Origin of the sequence: Rhodovulum adriaticum (genome assembly GCF_004345735.1) — a bacterium.
In the GTDB taxonomy this organism is placed as follows: domain Bacteria; phylum Pseudomonadota; class Alphaproteobacteria; order Rhodobacterales; family Rhodobacteraceae; genus Rhodovulum; species Rhodovulum adriaticum.
Window position 1 is genome coordinate 160997 of the sequence record NZ_SLXL01000001.1, and the last position, 20890, is coordinate 181886.

The 20890-nt window shown below is 69.3% G+C and carries 15 protein-coding genes; 7 read left to right on the forward strand and 8 right to left on the reverse strand.

The window, feature by feature from the left end; genetic code table 11:
- Complete coding sequence (locus EV656_RS00780) at positions 1-864, reverse strand: universal stress protein (protein WP_132598479.1); 864 nt, start codon at positions 862-864, stop codon at positions 1-3.
- A gap of 5 nt (positions 865-869) precedes the next feature.
- Complete coding sequence (locus EV656_RS00785) at positions 870-2354, reverse strand: SulP family inorganic anion transporter (RefSeq protein ID WP_132598481.1); 1485 nt, start codon at positions 2352-2354, stop codon at positions 870-872.
- A gap of 242 nt (positions 2355-2596) precedes the next feature.
- Between EV656_RS00785 and EV656_RS00790 the strand changes: the two genes are divergently transcribed.
- From EV656_RS00790 to tspO, 3 genes are all read left to right on the forward strand, one after another.
- Entirely contained in the window at positions 2597-5380 is a 2784-nt protein-coding gene (locus tag EV656_RS00790) for a DUF2339 domain-containing protein (RefSeq protein ID WP_132598483.1), read from the forward strand.
- A 247-nt stretch (positions 5381-5627) separates the two neighbouring features.
- On the forward strand, positions 5628-6884 hold the full coding sequence (locus tag EV656_RS00795; protein ID WP_132598485.1) for a DEAD/DEAH box helicase: 1257 nt from the start codon (positions 5628-5630) through the stop codon (positions 6882-6884).
- Between the two features lie 70 nt (positions 6885-6954).
- The gene (gene tspO / locus EV656_RS00800) at positions 6955-7413 is read left to right on the forward strand and encodes a tryptophan-rich sensory protein TspO (RefSeq protein WP_132598487.1); all 459 of its coding nucleotides are present in this window, start codon (positions 6955-6957) and stop codon (positions 7411-7413) included.
- A gap of 104 nt (positions 7414-7517) precedes the next feature.
- Here the strand turns inward: tspO and rpsU are convergent, their stop codons facing one another.
- Complete coding sequence (rpsU, locus tag EV656_RS00805) at positions 7518-7724, reverse strand: 30S ribosomal protein S21 (RefSeq protein ID WP_007818122.1); 207 nt, start codon at positions 7722-7724, stop codon at positions 7518-7520.
- A gap of 108 nt (positions 7725-7832) precedes the next feature.
- Here rpsU and EV656_RS00810 point away from each other — a divergent pair, with 108 nt between their 5' ends.
- Positions 7833-8549 carry a COQ9 family protein gene (locus tag EV656_RS00810; protein ID WP_132598489.1) on the forward strand — a complete coding sequence of 239 codons (717 nt, stop codon included), beginning with the start codon at positions 7833-7835 and terminating at the stop codon, positions 8547-8549.
- A 2-nt stretch (positions 8550-8551) separates the two neighbouring features.
- Positions 8552-9535 carry an NAD(P)H-quinone oxidoreductase gene (locus EV656_RS00815; RefSeq protein ID WP_132599451.1) on the forward strand — a complete coding sequence of 328 codons (984 nt, stop codon included), beginning with the start codon at positions 8552-8554 and terminating at the stop codon, positions 9533-9535.
- A 59-nt stretch (positions 9536-9594) separates the two neighbouring features.
- On the opposite strand, the gene EV656_RS00820 is transcribed toward EV656_RS00815, so the two are convergent.
- Genes EV656_RS00820 through EV656_RS16445 form a run of 3 tightly spaced genes read right to left on the reverse strand, consistent with a single transcriptional unit; the run spans position 9595 to position 11473 of the window.
- Positions 9595-9783, reverse strand: coding sequence for a DUF2783 domain-containing protein (locus EV656_RS00820; RefSeq protein WP_132598491.1), 189 nt, complete (start codon positions 9781-9783; stop codon positions 9595-9597).
- Positions 9780-11330, reverse strand: coding sequence for an FAD-dependent monooxygenase (locus tag EV656_RS00825; RefSeq protein WP_132598493.1), 1551 nt, complete (start codon positions 11328-11330; stop codon positions 9780-9782). The genes EV656_RS00820 and EV656_RS00825 overlap by 4 nt, the downstream gene beginning before the upstream one ends.
- A complete protein-coding gene (locus EV656_RS16445) occupies positions 11330-11473 on the reverse strand; it encodes a hypothetical protein (RefSeq protein WP_165918907.1) in 144 nt (47 codons plus the stop codon). The genes EV656_RS00825 and EV656_RS16445 overlap by 1 nt, the downstream gene beginning before the upstream one ends.
- A gap of 179 nt (positions 11474-11652) precedes the next feature.
- Here EV656_RS16445 and EV656_RS00830 point away from each other — a divergent pair, with 179 nt between their 5' ends.
- Together EV656_RS00830 and bktB are read left to right on the forward strand one after the other, a co-directional pair.
- Positions 11653-12102 carry a MarR family winged helix-turn-helix transcriptional regulator gene (locus EV656_RS00830; protein ID WP_132598495.1) on the forward strand — a complete coding sequence of 150 codons (450 nt, stop codon included), beginning with the start codon at positions 11653-11655 and terminating at the stop codon, positions 12100-12102.
- 62 nt (positions 12103-12164) lie between these two features.
- On the forward strand, positions 12165-13340 hold the full coding sequence (gene bktB / locus EV656_RS00835) for a beta-ketothiolase BktB (RefSeq protein ID WP_132598497.1): 1176 nt from the start codon (positions 12165-12167) through the stop codon (positions 13338-13340).
- Between the two features lie 38 nt (positions 13341-13378).
- Here bktB and pbpC read toward each other — a convergent pair whose 3' ends face one another.
- Positions 13379-15406 (reverse strand): penicillin-binding protein 1C, encoded by a 2028-nt coding sequence (pbpC, locus tag EV656_RS00840; RefSeq protein WP_132598499.1) that lies wholly within the window; start codon positions 15404-15406, stop codon positions 13379-13381.
- Entirely contained in the window at positions 15403-20859 is a 5457-nt protein-coding gene (locus tag EV656_RS00845) for an alpha-2-macroglobulin family protein (protein ID WP_132598501.1), read from the reverse strand. Before EV656_RS00845 ends, pbpC begins: the two co-directional genes overlap by 4 nt.
- Between the last annotated feature and the right edge of the window lie 31 nt (positions 20860-20890).

Here is a 20890-nt window from a genome sequence, read left to right on the forward strand (position 1 = left end):
TCAACGCATCAGGACGACCGGCACCTTGCAGCCCTGGATCATCGCCGTCGTGGTCGATCCGATCACCATGCTGCGGATGCGCGAATGCCCGTAGGCGCCCATCACCAGCAGGTCGATCTTTTCTTGCTCGACCAACTCGCCCAGGGCGGTTTCGGGGGTGCCCTTCAGCACGCGGGTTTCGGCGGCGTGGCCCCCGGCCTTCAGCGTGGCGCGGGAATCGGCCAGCCCCTTGGCGCGGTCCTTGGAGTCGCCCACCGTGGCGACGATCACCTCCAGCCCCGCGAACAGCGGGTCGCGGGCAACGTAATCCACCGCCTTCAGCGAGGAAATCCCGCCGTCATAGGCGATCAGCACACGCTTGATCGGCGCAAAGGCGCGGTTGGCCACGAAAACGGGTTTGTGGCTGGCCCGAACGATCCGCTCAAAGTTGGAGCCGAGGTGCATCTTGTCGAAATCGGCGGCCTCGCCCCGCTTGCCGATCACGATCATGTCGGCGGCCCCTTCCTTGGCCTGGACGGTGTCCACGATGTCGTCATGGCGCAGGCGGGTGATGACGTGGTCGATCCCCTCAGCCTCGATCAGGGCCTTGGCATCCTCTAGGATGGCGCGGCCCTGCGCCTGGGACAGCTTGGCGTGCTGTTCGTCCAGGTCGGACAGCTGTTCCAGCAGCTTGGTCCGCGCGCCCAGCCGGATCGACCCCGACAAATCCCCCTTGGCGGGCGATTTGCGCGGGTCCAGAACGTGATACAGCTTGACCTGCACGCCGGTGCGCCGGGCGATCCAGGCGGCGTGGCGGCAGACGCTTTCGGAATAGATCGACCCGTCGACCAGTGCGATCAGCAACCCGTTGGTTTTCTCGGTCATGTTCCTCAATGCTCCATCAGCGCGTCCGTCGCGCCCGGCTTGTCATGCACGGCCAGCCGGTCGACGATGGTTTCAGACGCCTCGTTCATGCCCTTGATGTTCACCTCGGCGCCCTCGCGCCGGAATTTCAGCACCGCCATATCCAGCGCCGCAACCGAGGACACGTCCCAGATATGCGCGCGGCTGACATCAATGGTGACACGCTCCAGCGCCTCCTTGAAGTCGAAGGCGCGCATGAAATCCTCGGTCGAGGCAAAGAAAAGCTGCCCTTCGACCACATAGGTCCGTTCGCGCCCGTCCTCTGAAATCTCGGATCTCACACGGAACAGCTGCGCGATCTTGGCGGCAAAGAAGATGCCCGACAGCAGCACGCCGACCAGGACCCCGATCGCCAGGTTGTGCGTGTAGACCACGAAGAACACCGTCGCCAGCATCACGATGGAGGACGAGCGCGGATGATCACGCAGGTTCTTGATCGACGACCACGAGAATGTGCCGATCGAAACCATGATCATGATCGCCACCAGCGCGGGCATCGGGATCTGGGCCACCAGATCGCCCAAAACCACGATCAGGAACAGCAGCATGGCACCCGCGGTAAAGGTGGACAGCCGCCCGCGCCCGCCGGATTTCACGTTGATGATGGACTGCCCGATCATCGCGCAGCCGGCCATACCCCCGATGAACCCGGTCGCGGTGTTGGCGATGCCCTGCCCGATGCATTCCTGATCGCGTTCGCTGGGCGTGTCGGTCAGGTCATCCACGATGGTCTGGGTCATCAGGCTTTCCAGCAGGCCCACGGCAGCCACCCCGATGGAATAGGGCAGGATGATCTGCAAGGTTTCCAGCGTCAGCGGCACGTCGGGGATCAGGAACACCGGCAGTGTATCGGGCAGATCGCCCATGTCGCCCACGGTGCGCACGTCCAGCCCCATCGCCATGGACACCGCCGTCAGCACGATGATCGTGACCAGCGGCGCCGGCACCGCCTTGGTGATCAGCGGGAACAGATAGATGATCGCCAGCCCCGCCGCGACCATGACATAGGTGATGTTGGTCACCCCGATCAGTTCGGGCACCTGCGCCAGGAAGATCAAGATCGCCAGCGCATTCACGAACCCGGTAATGACCGAGCGCGAGACGAAGCGCATCAATTGCCCCAGCCGCAGGAACCCCGCGCCGATCTGGATCAGCCCCGCCAGCACGGTCGCGGCCAGCAGGTATTCCAGCCCGTGTTCGCGAACCAATGTCCCCATCAGCACGGCCGTTGCGGCGGTGGCGGCGGAAATCATGCCCGGCCGCCCGCCGGTGATCGCCACGATCACCGCGATGGAAAACGAGGCATACAGCCCCACCTTGGGGTCCACCCCCGCGATGATGGAAAAGGCGATGGCCTCGGGGATCAGGGCCAGCGCCACGACAAGCCCGGCAAGGATGTCGCCGCGGATATTCCCGAACCACTGGTCGCGATAGGCATATACTGTCTTCATGCGGTCCCCGATAACGGCAGGCCGCGGCACCCCTGCGGGCACGCGGCTGGTTTGGCTGTCAATGTTCCGGAAATGGCGGCCTGGACGGCACCGCCCGGCACGGGGCCGGGTCCGGGCAGGTTGGCGCACGCATAGCCGACTCGCCCCCAAACGCCAAGGCGCAAAGCCGCGCAGCCCGAATCCCGCCCCCTGCCGCGCAAAAAACATTCTGGCCCGCGCGCAAACTGTGCAAACCTCGGATCATGGAAGGTCTGGCCCTGCTCGCACTGCTGTTCGTGGCCTATGTCGCCGTGACGCCCCTGATCGCGGTGATCATGGTCCGGCGCGCTAACCGCAGGGCGGACGCGCTGGCCGACCGGCTGATGCGTCTGGAACGGAAGTTGGACGATCTGCGGGACCGGAACGCACAGGCCCCGCCGGAACCGGCCCCGACCATGCCCGAGGCAGAACCCGCCGCAGCCGTGGACGCGGCAGAGGTCATCACCGCCCCGGTGCGAGAGGACGCCGCGGTTGACGATACGGACACTGACGCGCAGGGCGCCGCCGCGCCCGGCCCGTGGGACGCCCCCGAACCGCCCGAACCGGCCCCTGCCGAACACCGCCCGAATATCGAGGAAACCCTGGCCTCCAAGTGGATGATCTGGCTGGGGGCCATCGCCGTGGCGCTAAGCGCGGTATTCCTGTTCCGCTATGCCATCGACGCCGGTTGGCTGACGCCGATGGCCCGCGTGATCGCAGGGTTGATGCTGGGCGGGGCCCTGCTGGGCGCCGGGGAATGGGCCGCCCGCCGCCCAGTGCCGGGGATCGGCCGGGCGATGAATACCGACTACGTGCCGCCCGCGCTGACGGCCTCGGGCATCTTTGCGATCTATGCCGCGCTTTATGCGGCGCATGGTCTGTACGGGCTGTTGGGGCCGGGCACGGCCTTTGTCGCGTTGGGGCTGGTGGCCTATGCCGCACTGGGGCTGGCGTTGCGGCAGGGGTGGTTCGTGGCGCTGTTGGGGTTAGCGGGCGGCTATCTGATGCCTGCGCTGATCGACAGCCCCCAGCCGCAGGCCCTGCCGCTGTTCCTGTATCTGTGGGCGCTTGGCGCGGGGTGCCTGGCGGTGATGGTCTGGCAGCGCTGGTGGTGGTTCGCCGTGCTGACGCTGACCGGCGCGCTGGCCTGGCCGCTGCTGTGGCTGGCCACGAACTGGACCATCGCGGACCAAGGCGTTCTGGGCGGCTATGCCTTGGGTCTGGCCGCGCTGTTCGCGGGGCTGTCCACCCGCCTGCCGGTCAAAGACCCCCAAACCCCCGCCTGGCGCTGGTTGTCGGCGATGCTGGCCGATACATCCGGTTTGGGCTTTACCCTGTCGGGGCTGTTGCTGCTGATGCTGGCCGATGCCAGCGGCTATAACGGGGCGGCCTTTGCCTTTGTCGGGTTTTACGGCGCGCTGGCCCTGGCGATGGCGGCTTGGCGCCCCGCGCTGGAAGGCCTGACCGTCGCCGCGGCAGCCATCGCGGTGGCCGCGTTCCTGATCTGGCCGGTGCCCGCCGTTCTGACCATCCCCGAGGAAATGCGCCAACTGGGCATGGGCAGTCTGGGCGTGGCCTTTGGCCCGTTCCTGATGCCGGTGGAATTCCACGTCTTTGCCCGCGCCCTGTGGGGGCTGGCGGCCCTGTTCGGGATCGGCGCCGGGCTGGGGCTGGCACGCGGGCGCACGGTGGCGCTGTGGGCGGGGCTGTCGGCGGCGATGCCCACGATCCTGTTTGCCATCGCCTATTGGCGTATCGGCGCGTTTCGCATCGACATCGACTGGGCCTTTGTCGGCATGGGATTGGCGGCGCTGATGCTGGGGGCGGCGACCATGGTGGCCCGGCGCATGACCAGGCGCCGCCGCGATGTCGCGCTGGCCCTTTATGCGGCGGGCTGCACGGCAGCGATCGCGCTGGCCGTAACCTGCGTCCTGCGCGAGGCCTGGCTGACCGTCGCCCTGGCCGCCGAGGTTCTGGCACTGGCCTGGATCTGGGACCGTCTGCGCGTGCGCGAGGTCAAGGCCATCGCCCTGATCATGGCCTGCATCGTGCTGGTGCGGCTGGTCGCCAACCCCGCGATCCTAGATTACGAGGGCGGGATTGCCGGGCTGCTGGGCTGGGTGATCTACGGCTATGGCCTGCCCGCGGCGGCGATGATCGGCGCGGCGCGGCTGTTCGCCCGTGGGGCCGGGGGCACACGCGACCCGCTGGTCCTGATCTGCGAGGTATTGGGGCTGGGCTTTGGCTTTCTCATGGTGGCGTTCCAGCTAAAGCTGTGGACCTCTGGCACGCTGTCGCCCATGGGCTGGAACCTGTTCGATTCCGCAGTGCAGGTGCTGTGGTGGCTGACCGCCGCCGCGCTGTGCCTGCGCCGGGCATGGACGGCTGCGCGCCCGTGGCTGGTCTATGCGGGCGGGCTGTTGCTGCTGGCCGCCGGGCTGGTGGTCGGGTTGGGGCACGTCATCGACCTGAACCCGCTGTTCACGGCCGAGCCGGTCGGCCGCTGGCCACTGGTCAACCTGCTGGGGCTGGCCTATCTGGCGCCTGCGCTGATCTTTGCGCTGCTGGCGGCGCGCCCGGGATTTGACCTGGGGCCAGCCAGCCGTCAGTGGCTGTGGGCCGGGGCCGGGGTGCTGTTGTTCCTGGACCTGACGCTGGAAACGCGGCGGGCCTTCCACGGCAGCGTGATCGCCCTGGGGACCGAGCGCATGCCCACGAACGGGGAAATCTACGCCTATTCCGCCGTCTGGATCGTCTTTGCCCTGGTCCTGCTGGCCATCGGCATCCGCCGCAACACGCAGGCGGCGCGCTATGCCTCGCTCGCGGTGCTGATCGTCACGGTGGTCAAGGTGTTCCTGTATGACATGTCGGACCTGACCGGGCTGTACCGTGTCGCCTCTTTCCTTGGGCTGGGGCTGACGCTGATCGGGATCGGGCGCGTCTACCAGCGGCATGTGTGCCAGCCCGCCCCGCGACAGGCCCAGGCCGGGGACGCGCATAACACTTGACTTCGCAGCCGCGAACCCGCATGTGCAACGGGACGCTGCGCTGCCGCGTGAGCATGCCGCGCCCCATTCGGGCGCATCAGCGCACACCGATACACAGTTCCCCATCACGCAGGGTTCCTGACCAACGGCCGGATGGCGCGGGGCACACCCGCCTGTCTTGAGGCCGGCCAGACCCTTGCAGCCCGCCCAGGCGCGCGCTGCACCATTGCCGTGCGGGCCTGTGCCCCCGGCCCGAAAAGGATATTCCTTGACCGAATTCGACACACTCGGCCTGTCGCCGACCCTGACCGCCGCGCTGCACCGGGGCAAGTTCACCCAACCCACCCCGATCCAGGCGCAAGCGATTCCGCTGGCGCTGGACGGGCATGATGTGCTGGGGCTGGCCCAGACCGGCACCGGCAAGACGCTGGCCTTTGGCCTGCCGCTGATCGACCACCTGCTGGCCGAACCGGGCAAACCCGCCCCGAAAACCGCCAAGTCCCTGATCCTGGCCCCCACGCGCGAGTTGGTAAACCAGATCGCCGACAGCCTGCGTCCCCTGGCCGAGGGCACGCGCCTGCGCATCGCCACGGTCGTTGGCGGGCAGTCCATCAACCGCCAGATCGGCGTGCTGGCCAAGGGCACCGATATCCTGGTGGCCACGCCCGGCCGCCTGATCGACCTGATGGATCGCCGCGCGGTCGATCTGGGCACCGTGCGCCACCTGGTGCTGGACGAGGCCGACCAGATGCTGGACCTGGGCTTTATCCACGCGCTGCGGCGCATCGCGCCGAAACTGGGCACGCCGCGCCAGACCATGCTGTTTTCGGCCACCATGCCCAAGCAGATGGAGGAGCTTTCCCGCGCCTACCTGACCGATCCCCGCCGGGTGCAGGTCACGCCGCCGGGCAAGGCCGCCGACAAGATCACCCAATCCGTGCATTTCCTGGAAAAGGGCGACAAGCCCGAAAAGCTGCGCGAGATTCTAGCCCGCGATCTGGACGCGCTGACGCTGGTCTTTGCCCGCACCAAGCACGGCGCCGAAAAGCTGATGAAGGGACTGGTGCGCGACGGGCATAACGCCGCCTCGATCCACGGCAACAAGAGCCAGGGCCAGCGCGACCGCGCGATCAAGGCGTTCCGCGAGGGCACGATCACCACACTGGTCGCCACGGATGTCGCCGCACGCGGCATCGACATTCCGGGCGTGGCCTATGTCATCAACTATGACCTGCCCGAGGTGGCGGACAACTACGTTCACCGCATCGGCCGCACCGCCCGCGCGGGCCGCGAGGGCGAGGCGATCGCGCTGTGCGCCCCCGAAGAGGCGGGCCTGCTGCACCAGATCGAAAAGCTGATGAAGATCGAGGTGCCGGTTGCCAGCGGAACCAAGCCGGCCCGGCCCGGTGCAGCCGCGCGCAGCGGACAACCCCGGCGGCGCGGGCGCAAACCGGGCACCCAGCCGCAGGGTGCCAAACCCGCCGCGGCCAAGCGGCGGCGCCCCCGCCGCCCCCGCGCGGCCTGAGCATGGCCTTGCCCCGGCCCGGCCCAAGGGCTAGGCCGGGGCAAATCCATGCCAGCCCCGGAGCGCCCCCATGACCCTGTTCCCGCTTTTCCTTGCCACCTGCGCGGTGCCCGCCGCCGCGGGCATCCTGTTCAAGCCGGGCCAGTGGTATCGCGATCTGGACAAGCCAACCTGGACCCCGCCCAACCTGCTGTTCCCGGTGATCTGGGCGATGCTTTACACGCTGATGTCGCTGGCCGCCGCGCGGGTGGCGACGATGGTGGGCAACGATCTGGCGCTGGCGCTGTGGGGGTTACAGATCACCATCAACACGCTGTGGTCGGCGGTGTTCTTCGGCCAGCACCGGATGCTGGGCGGCGCGATCATCATCGGCCTGCTGTGGGCCGCCGTGCTGGCCACGACCGTCGCCTTTGCCCTGCTGGACGTGCTGGCCGCCGTGATGATGGTGCCCTATCTGGCCTGGGGGACATTCGCGCTGGCGCTGAACATCTCTGTCTGGCGGCGCAACCGGGGCCGGGCGGCCACCTGATCGCGCCTGCCGCGATCACACCCCCCTGAAAACAACAAACCCCCGGGCAGGGCCTCGGGGGTCGTCGCACTGGGGGCCGAAGCCCCCCGTTCGCATGTCGATCCTCAGAGAAGACCTTCGCGCTGCGCTTTCTTGCGCGCCAGCTTGCGGGCACGGCGGATGGCCTCGGCCTTCTCGCGCGCCTTCTTCTCGGAGGGTTTCTCGAAATGTTGCCGCAGCTTCATTTCGCGGAAAACGCCCTCGCGCTGAAGTTTCTTCTTCAGGGCCCGAAGAGCCTGATCGACATTGTTGTCGCGAACGCTAACCTGCATGTGGTTGTCACCACCTTTCCAGTTCGAGTTACAGATAAAGCAGGAGGTGGCCGTATAGCAAAGCCGTCATAACTTGTCTATAGATCGTCCCGACCAAGGAGATTTGCCATGACCGACACGCCCCAAGACATGGAACAAGTCAGGACAGCCCTGCTGGACGCGATCCAGATGCATGTGCCTTTCGACGGGTGGAGCGAGACCGCCTTTCGCACTGCGATTGCCGAATCGGGGATTGAACCGGGGCTGGCGCGCGCCGCATGCCCGCGCGGCGCGGCTGATCTGGCCGTCGCCTATCACAAGCGCGGCGACGACCTGATGGTGCAGCGCCTGGCCGAAACCGACCTGTCCGACATGCGCTTTCGCGACCGGATCGCGCTGGCCGTCCGCTTCCGCCTGGAGGCGGTCGAGGACAAGGAATGCGTGCGCCGCGGCGCCACCCTGTTCGCCCTGCCGCAATACGGGGCAGAGGGGTCGAAACTGATCTGGGGCACCGCCGATCGCATCTGGACGGCCCTTGGCGACACCTCCGAGGATGTGAACTGGTATACCAAGCGCGCCTCGCTGTCGGCGGTCTATGGGGCGACGGTGCTGTATTGGCTGGGCGATGACAGCTTTGACAGCCAGCCGACCTGGGATTTCCTGGATCGCCGGATCGAGGGCGTGATGCGCTTCGAAAAGGCCAAGGCGCGCGTGCGGTCCAACCCGCTGCTGAAGCCGCTGACCTTTGGTCCGCGCATGGTCGGCAGCAAGATCAAGCCGCCCCATGCGCGCAAACCGATGCGCATGCCCGGTTTCCTGCGTTCCGAACCCGCCGAAACCGCGTGAGCCTGCCGGATACCATGCGCGCGGTCGAGATCGCCGAGCCCGGCGGTCCCGATGTCCTGCGCCTGTGTCAGCGCCCCGTGCCGCAGCCCCGCGCGGGCGAGGTGGTGATTCGCCTGGCCTATGCCGGCGTGAACCGGCCCGACGCGTTGCAACGGGCGGGGCAATATGCGCCTCCGCCCACCGCCTCGGACCTGCCGGGGCTGGAGGGCGCCGGAGAGGTCGTCGCCCTGGGCGAGGGCGTCAGCGGCCTGTCGCTGGGCGATCAGGTCTGCGCCCTGCTGCCGGGCGGGGGCTATGCCGAATACGTCGCAACGCCCGCTGCCCATGCCCTACCGGTGCCCGACGGGCTGGACCTGAAACAGGCCGCCTGCCTGCCCGAGACATTCTTCACCGTCTGGTCCAACGTGTTCATGCGTGGGGGCCTGCGGGCGGGGGAACGGTTTCTTGTGCATGGCGGGTCGTCGGGGATCGGCACCACCGCGATCCAGCTGGCCAACGTGTTCGGCGCGCGGGTCTTTGCCACCGCCGGCAGCGCGGAAAAATGCGCCGCCTGCGAAGGGCTCGGCGCGCATCGCGCGATCAACTACCGCGACGAGGATTTCGTCGCCGTGCTGAAGGCCGAGGGCGGCGCCAACCTGATCCTGGACATGGTCGGCGGGCCGTATCTGCCCCGCAACGTGCGCGCCCTGGCCGATGACGGACGGCTGGTGCAGATCGCGTTCCTGCAAGGACCCAAGGTCGAGTTGAACTTTGCCCATGTGATGATGCGGCGGCTGACGATCACCGGGTCCACCCTGCGCCCGCAATCGGACCTGGCCAAGGCCCGCATCGCGGATGAGCTGCGCGAAAAGGTCTGGCCGCTGATCGCCGCAGGCCGCGTGGCGCCGGTAATGGATTCCGAATTCCCGCTGGATCAGGCCGCCGCCGCCCATGCCCGCATGGAAAGCTCTGCCCATGTGGGCAAGATCGTGCTGAAGGTGGGCTGAGCGGGCCGCCGCCCACCGAACGCTGGACTTGCAGGGAAGTTCGGACCGGGCGGCGCCCCTCAGCCCTCGGCCGCCAGTTCCAGCGCCTCGCGCAGGGTGTCCAGATCGCCCACATGGTTGGCCAGGATCAGGATCAGCCGCGCGTTCAGGGCCTGGCTTTCGGCCTCGCTCAGCCCGCGATGGGCCTCCAGCAACTCGGCATAAAAGGCATCGTGCCGGTCCAGGTTGGGGGTGGTTATCAGCTTCATCCCCGGCCCTCCCACAGCGCGCGCAGTGCCGCCGACACGTCCCGCGCATCCGCATCCAGCCAGCGTGCGGCGATCACCTGGTCGGGCCGGATCAGATACAGCGCCCGATCCGCGTCGCCCAGGTAGCGGCGGCGCAGGGTTTCGTTCACCTCGGGCCGGATCACCGGCACCTGCAACCCGGCGGGCGGGGCGCAGTTGATCGCCAAAAGCGTGACCTCGCGCCCCAGGGCAGGCACCAGCCATCCCGCGCCCTGCGGGGCGTCCGGCGCCACCGCGCCGGGCCGCGTGGCCTGCGGCAGTGCGGGATCGTCCGCGCCGTGGCTGTCATAGACGCAAGGCACGGCCAACCGCCCCGGATTCACCCAGCCCTGCGCAAATTCCGCCTTGACCGCCAGCGCCAGCACCTGGTCGCGGAACAGCGTTTCGATGCCGGGCCGGGGCGACATGAACCGGGTCGCGCGCAGCGCCTGTTTCAGGTTCTCGTCCGCGGCCTGCACCCGCTCGCGGTTATAGCTGTCCAGCAGGCCGGCCGGCGCGCGCCCGTCCAGCACCGCGGCCAGTTTCCAGCCCAGATTGTCCACATCGCGCAGCCCGCCATTGCCCGCCCGCGCGCCAAACGGGGCCACCACATGCGCGGCATCGCCCAGAAAGATCACCCGTCCATGCACGAAGTCGCCCAACCGGCGACACTGAAAGGTATAGACGCTGACCCAGTCCAGTTCGAAATCGGGGCCGACCACCTGCTCGATCCGGGGGATCACCCGTTCGGGCTTGACCTCTTCGCGGGCACTGGCGCCACGGGCCAGTTGCAGGTCCAGCCGATAGACGTTGCCCCCCTGGCGGTGCAGCATCGCCGACTGCCCGTCGTGAAAACTGGGGTTGAACCAGAACCAGCGTTCGGGAGGAAAATCGGCCTCCATCTCGATATCGGCGACGAGGAAACGCTCCTCGAACATCTCGCCATCGAACTCCAGGTCCAGCATCGTGCGCAGGGCAGAGCGGAATCCATCGCAGGCCAGGACGTAATCGGCCGAAAGGGTATACAGCCCGTCGGGGGTCTTGACCGTCAATTCCACGCCATCCGGCGCGGGATCGGCGCCGATCACCTTGTTGCGCAGGCGCAGATCGACCAGCGGGTTTTCCAGCGCCGCCTCGATCAGGAATTCCTCGACATGATACTGTTGCAGGTTCAGGTAGGGCGGCATGCGATCGCCCGGATCGCGGCCGAAATCCTCGATAAAGACCTCATCATCGCCGAAACTGGTTCGCCCGATCTGCCAGGGCGTACCGGCGGCCAGCACCTTGTCGGCAATCCCGACCCGGTCAAAGATTTCCAGGCTGTGCCGTGTCCAGCAGATCGCGCGCGAGCCTGCCCCGACACGGTCGTTTTCCTCTAGCAGGACGGTGGGCACGCCCCGCCCCGCCAGGTCCAGCGCCATGGTCAGGCCCACCGGCCCCGCGCCGACGATCACGACGCCATGGCGCGGTTCGGGCGCGTCCAGCCCGGCGGGGCGGGAGTAGGGATAGGTCTTGGGGGTCTGGGGCATCAGCGCGCGCCTCCCTGCACCGGCACGCGCGGCGTCACGCCGCCACCCGGCGCCCCGACGCCGTCATCGCCCAGGGCCGCGGACATGGCCGGGCTTGCATGATCGCGCAGCCGCAACTTGACGCGCCCGGGACCCCTGGTCATGGCGCTTCCCCCACAGCTTCTTGTTCGTTCTTCTTGTCGGCGAACAACCTGTTGCAGCCGCGCCGTGGCTGCAACCGCTTTTTGATCGTTCTGGCCAAATATGCGGCGGTTTTCCGCATTGACGATTTCGTTGCGCAGTCAACAATCACGCCATTCCGGCACAAGCGGGGGGATCGGCAATGGACGGACAGACGGTTGAGAGCTTCGATCTGGACGGTTTTCTGCCCTACCGGCTGTGCGTGGCCGCCAACCATGTGGGGCGCGAATTCGCCGAACGGTTCCGCGCGGCGTTCAGCATCTCGCTGGCGGAATGGCGCGTTCTGGCGCATCTGTCCCAGACCGGCCCGGTCAGCGTGCGCGAAATCCACGCCGCGGTGGACATGGACAAGTCCAAGATTTCGCGCGCTGCCGCCCGGCTGGAGGCCGCGGGCCACATCACCAAGCAGGAAAACCCCCGCGACCGGCGTCTGGTCGAACTGACCCTGACGACCGAAGGGCGCGCGTTGGTGGACCGGCTGATTCCGGTCGCGCAAAGCTTTCAGGACGAGTTGACGGCCCGGCTGGGCCCGGACACGCAGGTCGTCTTTGACGCGCTTTCGCGCCTGGCCGAAAGCGGCGACGCCACGTAACGGCTGACCCGCGCGGGGACGGACCGTTACCAATGGGCAAACGCCCAAGGGAGGGGACGGCCATGACCGATATCGTGATTCTCGGCGGGATGCGCACCGCCATCGGCACCTTTGGCGGCAGCCTGGCGGGCTGTCCGCCCATCGACCTGGCCGCAACGGCCACGCGCGCGGCACTGGCCCATGCGGGCCTGGCGCCCGCGCAGATCGGCCATATCGCCTTTGGCCATATCATCAACACCGAACCGCGCGACATGTACCTGTCCCGCGTGGCTGCGATGCAGGCGGGCATCCCGCAAGAAACGCCTGCGATGAACGTCAACCGGCTGTGCGGCTCGGGCGTGCAGGCGGTGGTGTCGGTGGCGCAATCGCTGATTCTGGGCGATGCCGATTTCGGCCTGGCCGGCGGGGCCGAATGCATGAGCAGATCGCCCTACATCCTGCCCGCCGCCCGCTGGGGCCAGAAGATGGGCGATGCCGGGGCACAGGACATGATGCTGGGCGCGCTGAACTGTCCCTTCGGCACCGGGCATATGGGCGTGACGGCGGAAAACGTCGCTGCGGAACACGGCATCAGCCGCGCGGATCAGGACGCCTTTGCCCTGGACAGCCAGGCCCGCGCTGCCCGCGCCATCGAAGAGGGCCGTTTCGACAGCCAGATCACCCCGGTAGAGGTCACGCGCAAGCGCGAAACCGTCGCCTTTGCCCGCGACGAACACCCCAAGCCGACCACCGCCGAGGCGCTGGCCGGCCTGCGCGCGGTGTTTCAGAAGGACGGCACCGTGACCGCGGGCAATGCCAGCGGCATAAACGACGGTGCGGCGGCGCTGGTGCTGGCCCGCGCGGATGCGGCCCAGGCCGCCGGGCTGACCCCCCTGGCGCGGATCACCGGCTATGCCCATGCGGGCGTTGCGCCCCGCGTGATGGGTCTGGGTCCGATCCCGGCGGTGCAGTCACTGTGCGATCGCACCGGCCTGACCCCGCAGGATTTCGACCTGATCGAAAGCAACGAGGCCTTTGCCGCCCAGGCCATCGCGGTGAACCGCGCCCTGGGGCTGGACCCGGCGCGCGTGAACCCCAATGGCGGGGCCATCGCATTGGGCCATCCGGTGGGGGCGACCGGCGCGATCCTGGTGGTCAAGGCGATCCACGAACTGGCGCGCACCGGCGGACGCCGGGCGCTGGTTACGATGTGCATCGGCGGCGGACAGGGAATCGCCCTGGCGCTGGAGCGGGTCTGAAGCCGCCACGACCAAGCGGTTTCGCGAGGGTTTTTCGTCTAGCGCAGCGTAATCGCGGCGCGGGCGGCACGGCCCTCGGCATCGATCACCGACAGGCTCAGGTAACCCGGGCCGGGAACGGGCAGGGTCGCCTGCCGCATCCGCAGCCCCGTCGCCAGCGGCGCACCATCGCCCAGCAGGGTAAAGGGGGGTGTGCCCCCCTCCAGCTTCACCGGCAGGTCGGCGGCATCCTCCAGCACGGCGCCGTCGGGCGGAAAGGCGATGCGCGGCCCACCCGGCGCCGCCGCGCCCCGCGTGGCAAAGCGGCGGAGCGGCGGGGGCAGATCGGGATTGGCGGCGATCAGCGTACCGGGCGGCGGTGGCGGCAGCGGGGTGCGCACGGGCGCGATCCGTTGAAACACCTGGAACAGCAGCGGCGCCGCCAGATCCGCCCCAAAGGCACCGGGCACAGGCGTGCCGTCAGCCCGGCCCAGCCACACCGCCACCACATGCGCCCCGTCGAACCCCACCGCCCAGGCATCGCGGTGCCCGTAAGAGGTGCCGGTCTTGAACGCCACGCGCCCCTGCGCGGCGGCGGGCGGCGCGGGCACGCCGCGCAGGATGTCGGCGACCTGCCAGGCGGCCTCGGGCGTCAGGACGGGGGCGGTTGCAGGGGCAGGCCCCGCGCCCTGCCGCCAGTGCAGGGGAACCGCCTGCCCGCCATTGGCAATCGCGGCATAAAGGCGTGTCAGATCCTCCAGCGTCAGGCCCAGCCCCCCCAGGGCCACGGCCAGCCCCGGCACGCCCTGCGGCAGTTTCGGCCGCGCGCCCGCCCGGCGCAGATGCACCATCAGCCGGTCCGGCCCCAACGCCTGGGCCAGGGCCACGACGGGGATGTTGCGCGAGGCCTGCAAGGCCGTCCGCGCCGTCATGGTGCCGCCGAACAAACCGTCGAAATTGGCCGGTCGATAGGCGCCGAAGGCGGTCGGTCGATCCTCCAGCAAGGTTTCGGGATGGGCCAGCCCCTGCGCAAAGGCCAGACCGTAGACCAGCGGTTTCAGGGTCGAGCCAGGCGAGCGCGCCGCCGCCGTCATGTCATTGAAACCGCCACGGGCGGTATCGGTGAAATCGGGGCTGCCGATATGGGCCAGGATCGCGCCGCTGCGGTGGTTGGCCACGATCAGCGCCGCCGTTAGCGGCGCGCCATGGGGGCGGACGGTGTCGCGCAGCAGGGTTTCCAGCCGCGATTGCAGGTCCGCATCCAGGGTCAGGTGATGCAGCGGGGCCATGGGGGCCTGTGCGCGGGCCCGGTCGGACAGGTGCGCGGCCAGCGCCGGAAAGGACCGGCGCATGGTGGGGATCGGCGCGCGGGCGGCGGTGGTGACCTGCTCTGCCGACAGGACACCGGCGCGCTGCATCCGGACCAGCACACGGTCGCGGGCCGCGCGCGCGGCGGCGGGGTGGCGGTCGGGGCGGCGGGTTTCCGGCGATTGCGGCAGCGCGACCAGCAGGGCAGCCTCGGCCGGGGTCAGGCGGCGGGGCGGCTTGCCGAACCAGGCATAGCTGGCCGCGCGCACGCCTTCCAGGTTGCCGCCAAAGGGCGCGCGATCCAGGTACAGGCCCAGGATCTGCGTCTTGTCCAGCCGCCGTTCCAGTGCCAGCGCGACCCGCATCTGCCGCAGCTTGCCCGGCAGTTGCCCGGTCGTTCCATCCTCCAGCAGGCGGGCCACCTGCATCGTCAGGGTCGACCCCCCGGACACGATCCGCCCCTGCCGGGCCGCCTGCCCTGCGGCACGGGTCAGCGCCAACAGGTCGATGCCGGGATGGGCGTGAAAGCGCTTGTCCTCATAGGCGATCAGCATCCGCAAATACAGCGGGGCCACCGCGTCGGGCGAGGTAGCCAGCCGCCAGCGCCCATCGGCCACGGTATAGGCGCGCAGCAGGCGGGCGTGCCGGTCCAGCACCTCGATTGACGCGTCTGCCGCAAGTGGCGGCAGGGCCGTTGCCGCGATCCAGCGGTCCGCCGCGTCGCGCCCCGCCGCCCCCAGGAACAGCGCCGCCACCAGCAGGGGCAGCAGGCGCCTCATTCGGTGACGGCGGCCCGGCCCGTCGCCGTCCAGGCGCGACGGTCGGGGCGATACATGTCCTCAACGCTGGCGGCGGGGTGGCGATAGCTGCCCGGCGTGGTCGCGCGCATGATATAGGCCAGGCGGAAGGGGCTGTCCTGCCGCCAGTCCACTGCGGCCAGGAACCGATCCTGCCGGAATTCGGCATGGCGCGGGTCGGCGTTCAGCTCCAGCCAGTCCAGCGCGCGGATATCGCCGCCGCGCAGGATGTTGGGATTGTCGATCTCGAACCCGGCGGGCAGCGGATCGGACACCATCAGCCGCGCCTCGGCCCCGTCGAACGGCGTGACCTCCAGCACGGTGACAACGCGGGTACCGGCGGGCAGGGCAGACAGCGCGACCGGCTGCCCCTCCATCGTGTAGTGCGTGCGGGTGATGGCATAGCCGTTGCCGCCCTGCGACGGGGCCACGACGGGGGTGCCAAAGCTGGTGACCGTCACCGTGGCAGGCGCCCCGCTGAGGTTGGACAGCGTGGCAGGCGCCTGGCCTGCCTGCAACAGGCGCACCAGCGGCCCGGTCATCGGCGCCCCGTTCAGGGCAAAGCCCTGCCCGCCCGGCCGGTCGATCAGCGCATGCGCGGCCAGCAGGGACCACATCGCCTCTTGCGTGGAGAGCGGACCATCGGGCCGGGCGACATAGGCGGCCAGCGTGGCGCGGTCCACGGCGTTGCTGCCTGCCTCTGCCGCCAGGGCCAGCAGGCCCGCCGCATCGCGCAGATTGGTGCCGTAATCGGCGCGCCAGACCGGCCCCTCTCCCCCGGCCATGCGCCCGGCCATCAGCCGCGCGGCGCGGGCGAACATCGCATCGGCGCGCACCGGATCGCCATAGGCGGCCAGCGCGGCGGCCAGTTGCCCGGCGGCCAGCGGCGTGGCAAAGGCCGCGCCCTTGACATCGGCATAGTAGCGCAGATCGCCCATGCCCGCCGCGCCCTCACGCGCCAGCACCATCAGCGCATAGGCGATATCCTCGCCGCCCTCGTCGAAATCGGGGGCGTAGTTGATGCGGTTGCGCAGATTGTCCAGCGCCGCGCGGAAGGCATGATCGGGCACGTCAAAGCCCTGCCCTCGCGCCCGGCTGAGGAAATCGGTCACATAGGCGTCCAGCCAGAATTCACCCGAATTCGGACGCCACAGGCCGAACGCCCCGTTCGGCGCCTGGTTTGCCAGAACGGCGGTGATCGCCTGCTGCACCCGTTCGCGGGTGGCCTCCCGGCTGGCCAGCCCCATCGCGGCGGCCACCTCATCCAGATACAACAGCGGCAGCGCCCTAGAGGTCACCTGCTCGGTGCAGCCATAGGGGTAACGGTCCAGCGTGGCCAGCAACCCGGCGGCATCGAACAAACCAAGCGGGCCGATCGCCAGCGTGGCCCGTCCGGTGCCCGGCTGGAACCCCGCAAACAGCGTCTGATCGGCGGTAAAGCTGCCCCCATCCGCCAGGTCAAAGCGCGAGCGGCGCATGACCTCGGGGTCGTTGACCTGCACCGGCAGGGTCAGATCGCGGCTCAGCACCCGGCCGGCCGGGGTGGTCAGGGTAACGGTGATCTGGTGATTCCCCGGAACGGCCGCGGTGATCGGCACGGCCAGCCGCACGGTTTCCCCCGCCGCGATATCCAGCCCCGCCGGGATCGCAGCCACGGTCAGCGGCACCCCGTCCGAGGTGATATCCAGCCCCATCCGGCCCGCCGGCCCCTTGGCATGGGTGATTTCCAGCAACAGCCGGCTGCTGTCGCCCGGCGCCAGGAAGCGGGGCAGGCTGGCCGTCACCACCACCGGGTCGCGCACCAGCACATCCGCCTGCGCCTGACCAACGCCGCTGTCGGACCAGACGACCGCCATCAGCCGCACGGTCCCGTTGAACGCGGGCAGGTCGAAACTGGTACGCGCATAGCCGTCGGCGCCCACCTCGACCGGGCCGGAAAACAGCGCGACCAGGTCCTCGGTCGGGGGCGGGGCCTGGCGGCGCATCCCGCCGCCCGCATCACCGCCGGACCGCACGGTGCCCATCGCCCCGGACATCCCGTCGATCAGCCGCCCATAGACATCGCGCAGCCCCATGCCCAGCTTGCGCTGGCCGAAATAGTGCCCATCGGGATCGGGCGCGGCAAAGCCGGTCAGGTTCAGGATGCCCACGTCCACCGCGGCGATGGTGGCCCAGGCGGTTTCGCCCTCGGCCACGCCCTCCACCTTCAGCGCGACGTCCAGCGGGCCGCGCGGGGCGGCCTCGGCCCCCGTTTCGAACGCCGCCGCCAGCCGCGCCGGGCCGGGATCGACCGGCGCATAGGCCAGCCCCAACGCCCGCGCGGGGTTGCGGCCTGCCTCCGCATCCATTGGCCGGATCAGCGTCGCGGCGACATAGGCGCCCGCGCCCCACTCCTCTGTCACGGGCAGGTTTATGGTATTCTCGCCCTTGGCCAGATCGACGGCCTGCATGTGGATCAGGCGGTTGGACATCACCGTGACCAGCGCCTTGCCCGCATGGCGCGGCACAACGCGCAGGGTAGCGGTATCGCCGGGGGCATAGGCGGGTTTGTCCAGCCCGACCTCCAGCATATCCGGGGTCTGGCTGGCATCCGCAGGCGCATACCAGCCCGCGCGGAAATCCACCGCGGCGGCGGCATGGGCGCCGTCCAGCCGTTCCACGGCCAGTTCGTAATGCCCCCAGTCGACCGGCACGGACAAGGTGGCCTGCCCGTCCGCCAGCATCACCTCGCCCTCGCTGACACGGCGGCGGGTGGTGACGGGTTCCCAGTTCCAGCGGCCATGCATCTGATACCACTGGTAGCGCGTGCTCAGCCGGTTCAGCACCCAGCGCACGTGCATGTCCTGCGGCTGCCCGCCCGCCCCCAGCGCCAGCAGGGCAAAGTGTGCCTCGGTCCCCTCGGCCACGACGCCATCCACCGCAGGGCGGATGCCAATCATCGGCGCATCGGGGGCCAGCGCGCGGGTGATCCGGCGTTCCACCGGGCGGCCCGACCCTTCGGAGACCCGCAGCGCGATCTGCGCCTCCAGCTGGCGGCCCTGCGCCTGCATCTGGGGGAAATCCAGCGGCACGGTCGCGCGGCCCTGCGCATCGGTGCGCAGCCCCTGCCCGCCCAGAACCGCCAGTTCGGGCGACACCTCGGCATCGTAGCGGCCAAAGCGGTAGCCGGGCCAGTCGGGCAGGCTGTCGGTGGCGATCAGGCGCAACTCGCCCTCGATCGGCAGATCGCCCGCCGGCGCGCCGAACAGATACCGTGCCTCCAGCCCCAGGGCGGGGCGGGTGGCCGGGCGCAACGGACCTGCGGGCAGATCAAGGGTGAAATCGATGCGCTCGGGCAGGAAGTCCTCGACCAGCAGCTTGGTGCTGGCCAGCGCGGGCGCCTCGGGGTCGGCATGCACGGCCAGATCCCAGGTGCCGCGCGGCGCGGCCCCGGCAATCGGCAGGGCAAAGACATGCCCGCCGGCAACGCCCCCCTGCGACAGCGCGCGGGTATGTTCCACCCCGTCCGGGCGGGTCAGGATCGCGGTCAGGGGCAGCCCGTCAATGGCCTGCGCCCGGCCATCGCGCGACAGCGCCGTCACCCGCACGGTTTCGCCGGTGCGATAGGCGCCACGATCCGTGGCCAGGAACAGATCGATGGGCGGGGCGGGCTCGCGCCCCTCGACCCCGCGGTCGGACAGGTCGAATTCCGGTTCCGTCAGCGACAGGAAGGCAATGTCGCGCTCGCCGTCCTGCGCGGTCAGCAGCGCGGGCGCGGCGCCCCCCTGCCCCCGCGTCAGACCGGGGGCAAAGCGGGCATAGCCCTGCGCGTCGGTCACAGCGGTTCCCAACACACGGTTGGCGCGGGACAACAGGGTGACGGTCACACCCTCTTTCGCGTCGGCATCGCCCAAGGCGCGGACAAAAACATGCAGTCCGTCCACGCCGCCCATCGTCGCGATCCCCAGGTCGGACAGCACGAACCATTGCGTGGCGGGGGGTGTTTCATAGCGGTCCGCGCCCGGCACGGCGGCCTGCAACGCGTAGATCCCGGCGGGCAGCCCGTCCAGCGCCTGTGCCAGCGGCAGGCGGGTGGTCACGTCGCGGTTCAGCTCCATCCCCACCGCTGCGGTGCCGGTCCAGACCTCTTCGGCGACATCGGTGGCGAAATCCTCTTCCTGCCAAGGCGACAGCGGGCAGCCGAAATAATCGTCCTGGATCGCGCGCAACAGGTTGCGGTCAGAGACCCGGCGCAGGGTCAGGTCCAGATCGCTGGCATTGACCGTGACCACGGGCAGCGCGGCCGGGCCGCCACGGGGCAGAACATAGGCCCGGCCCGGAAAGCGCACCGCAGGATTGCGGTCGCGGACATACTGGGTGACGGTCAGGCCCTTGGCCAACACCTCGCCATTGGCGGCGGGCAGCCCCGCGCGAAAGCCCAGCCGGTAGCGCGCGCCATGGGCCACCCCGCCCACGCACAGGCGGCGGTCCTCGGCCTCGACCGACAGGCCCGGTTCGGGCAATTGCACATAGGGCGCATAATCCAGGCCAGCCTGCACCAGCGGTTCGGAAAACACGGCACAGATACGCGGGCGGGCGGCATCGCTTTCGACATCGGTGTCGATGACGCGGAACCCGTATTTCGCGACCGCCGTGTCCAGCAGGCGGGCGATGTCATCGCGCGGCGACAGATCCTGCGCCAGCCGCAGGGCGGGGATCATCTCGCGACCCCGGCCCAGAACCTCCAGCGCCAGCGCGATTTCGGCAAGCGCACGGGCGCGGATCGGGGCGTTGGGCGCGCGCAGATATCCGTTGATGGCGGCGGCCAGCGCCCGGTTGCGCAGGGCGTAGCGGTTGCGCTGATCCTCTTCGGCGCGGGCGCGGGTCAGGCCCGCATAATCGGCCCACAGCGCCCCGCCATCGTCCAGCGCGACCGCCGCACCGATCAGGTTCAGCGCCGATTGCTGCTGGCCCGCCCCACGGGCCTGGGCGGCGGCGCGCAACAGCTCTGCCAGGGTCCAGCCGTTGACGTAATGGCGCGCGCCGATCGCGCGGGCCTCTTGGCGCGCGGCGTCCAGATCGCCCCCGCGCAAGAACGACAGATCGGCCGCACGCGCGGGCGCTGTGCGCAGGACCGCCGGCGCGGTGGCCAGAACCCGGCCCGACAACGCGCCCTGATAGGTGGCAGGCTCGCCCGCGGCGGATTTCGGGAAACAGACGTTGGCCCGGGCGTTGAAGGTGAACGCCGTGCAGCGCGCATCGCTCAGGCAGGCGCGGCGGCAGACCTCAAGCGTGGTGTCGAACAACGTGCGCAGATCGCCGCCGGGATAGTCCACGTCGCGCGCGATCACGACCCGCTTGTCCGGGACGGGGCCGGACGCGCTTTGCGCATGGGCGGCCAGCGCCGTGCCAATGAACGCCAGAACGGCAAGAAACGGAAGGGCGGGACGGCGCATGGCGATTTCCTTTCGCAGCCTGTCGCGATCA

Bases quoted from the DNA above. Each gene is read 5' to 3' on its own strand.
- EV656_RS00820 (WP_132598491.1), bottom strand. From the start codon at position 9,783: ATGAAGCTGATAACCACCCCCAACCTGGACCGGCACGATGCCTTTTAT.
- tspO (WP_132598487.1), top strand. From the start codon at position 6,955: ATGACCCTGTTCCCGCTTTTCCTTGCCACCTGCGCGGTGCCCGCCGCC.
- EV656_RS00825 (WP_132598493.1), bottom strand. From the start codon at position 11,330: ATGCCCCAGACCCCCAAGACCTATCCCTACTCCCGCCCCGCCGGGCTG.
- EV656_RS00780 (WP_132598479.1), bottom strand. From the start codon at position 864: ATGACCGAGAAAACCAACGGGTTGCTGATCGCACTGGTCGACGGGTCG.
- EV656_RS00845 (WP_132598501.1), bottom strand. From the start codon at position 20,859: ATGCGCCGTCCCGCCCTTCCGTTTCTTGCCGTTCTGGCGTTCATTGGC.
- EV656_RS00790 (WP_132598483.1), top strand. From the start codon at position 2,597: ATGGAAGGTCTGGCCCTGCTCGCACTGCTGTTCGTGGCCTATGTCGCC.
- EV656_RS00810 (WP_132598489.1), top strand. From the start codon at position 7,833: ATGACCGACACGCCCCAAGACATGGAACAAGTCAGGACAGCCCTGCTG.
- rpsU (WP_007818122.1), bottom strand. From the start codon at position 7,724: ATGCAGGTTAGCGTTCGCGACAACAATGTCGATCAGGCTCTTCGGGCC.
- pbpC (WP_132598499.1), bottom strand. From the start codon at position 15,406: ATGAGGCGCCTGCTGCCCCTGCTGGTGGCGGCGCTGTTCCTGGGGGCG.
- EV656_RS00785 (WP_132598481.1), bottom strand. From the start codon at position 2,354: ATGAAGACAGTATATGCCTATCGCGACCAGTGGTTCGGGAATATCCGC.
- bktB (WP_132598497.1), top strand. From the start codon at position 12,165: ATGACCGATATCGTGATTCTCGGCGGGATGCGCACCGCCATCGGCACC.
- EV656_RS00830 (WP_132598495.1), top strand. From the start codon at position 11,653: ATGGACGGACAGACGGTTGAGAGCTTCGATCTGGACGGTTTTCTGCCC.
- EV656_RS16445 (WP_165918907.1), bottom strand. From the start codon at position 11,473: ATGACCAGGGGTCCCGGGCGCGTCAAGTTGCGGCTGCGCGATCATGCA.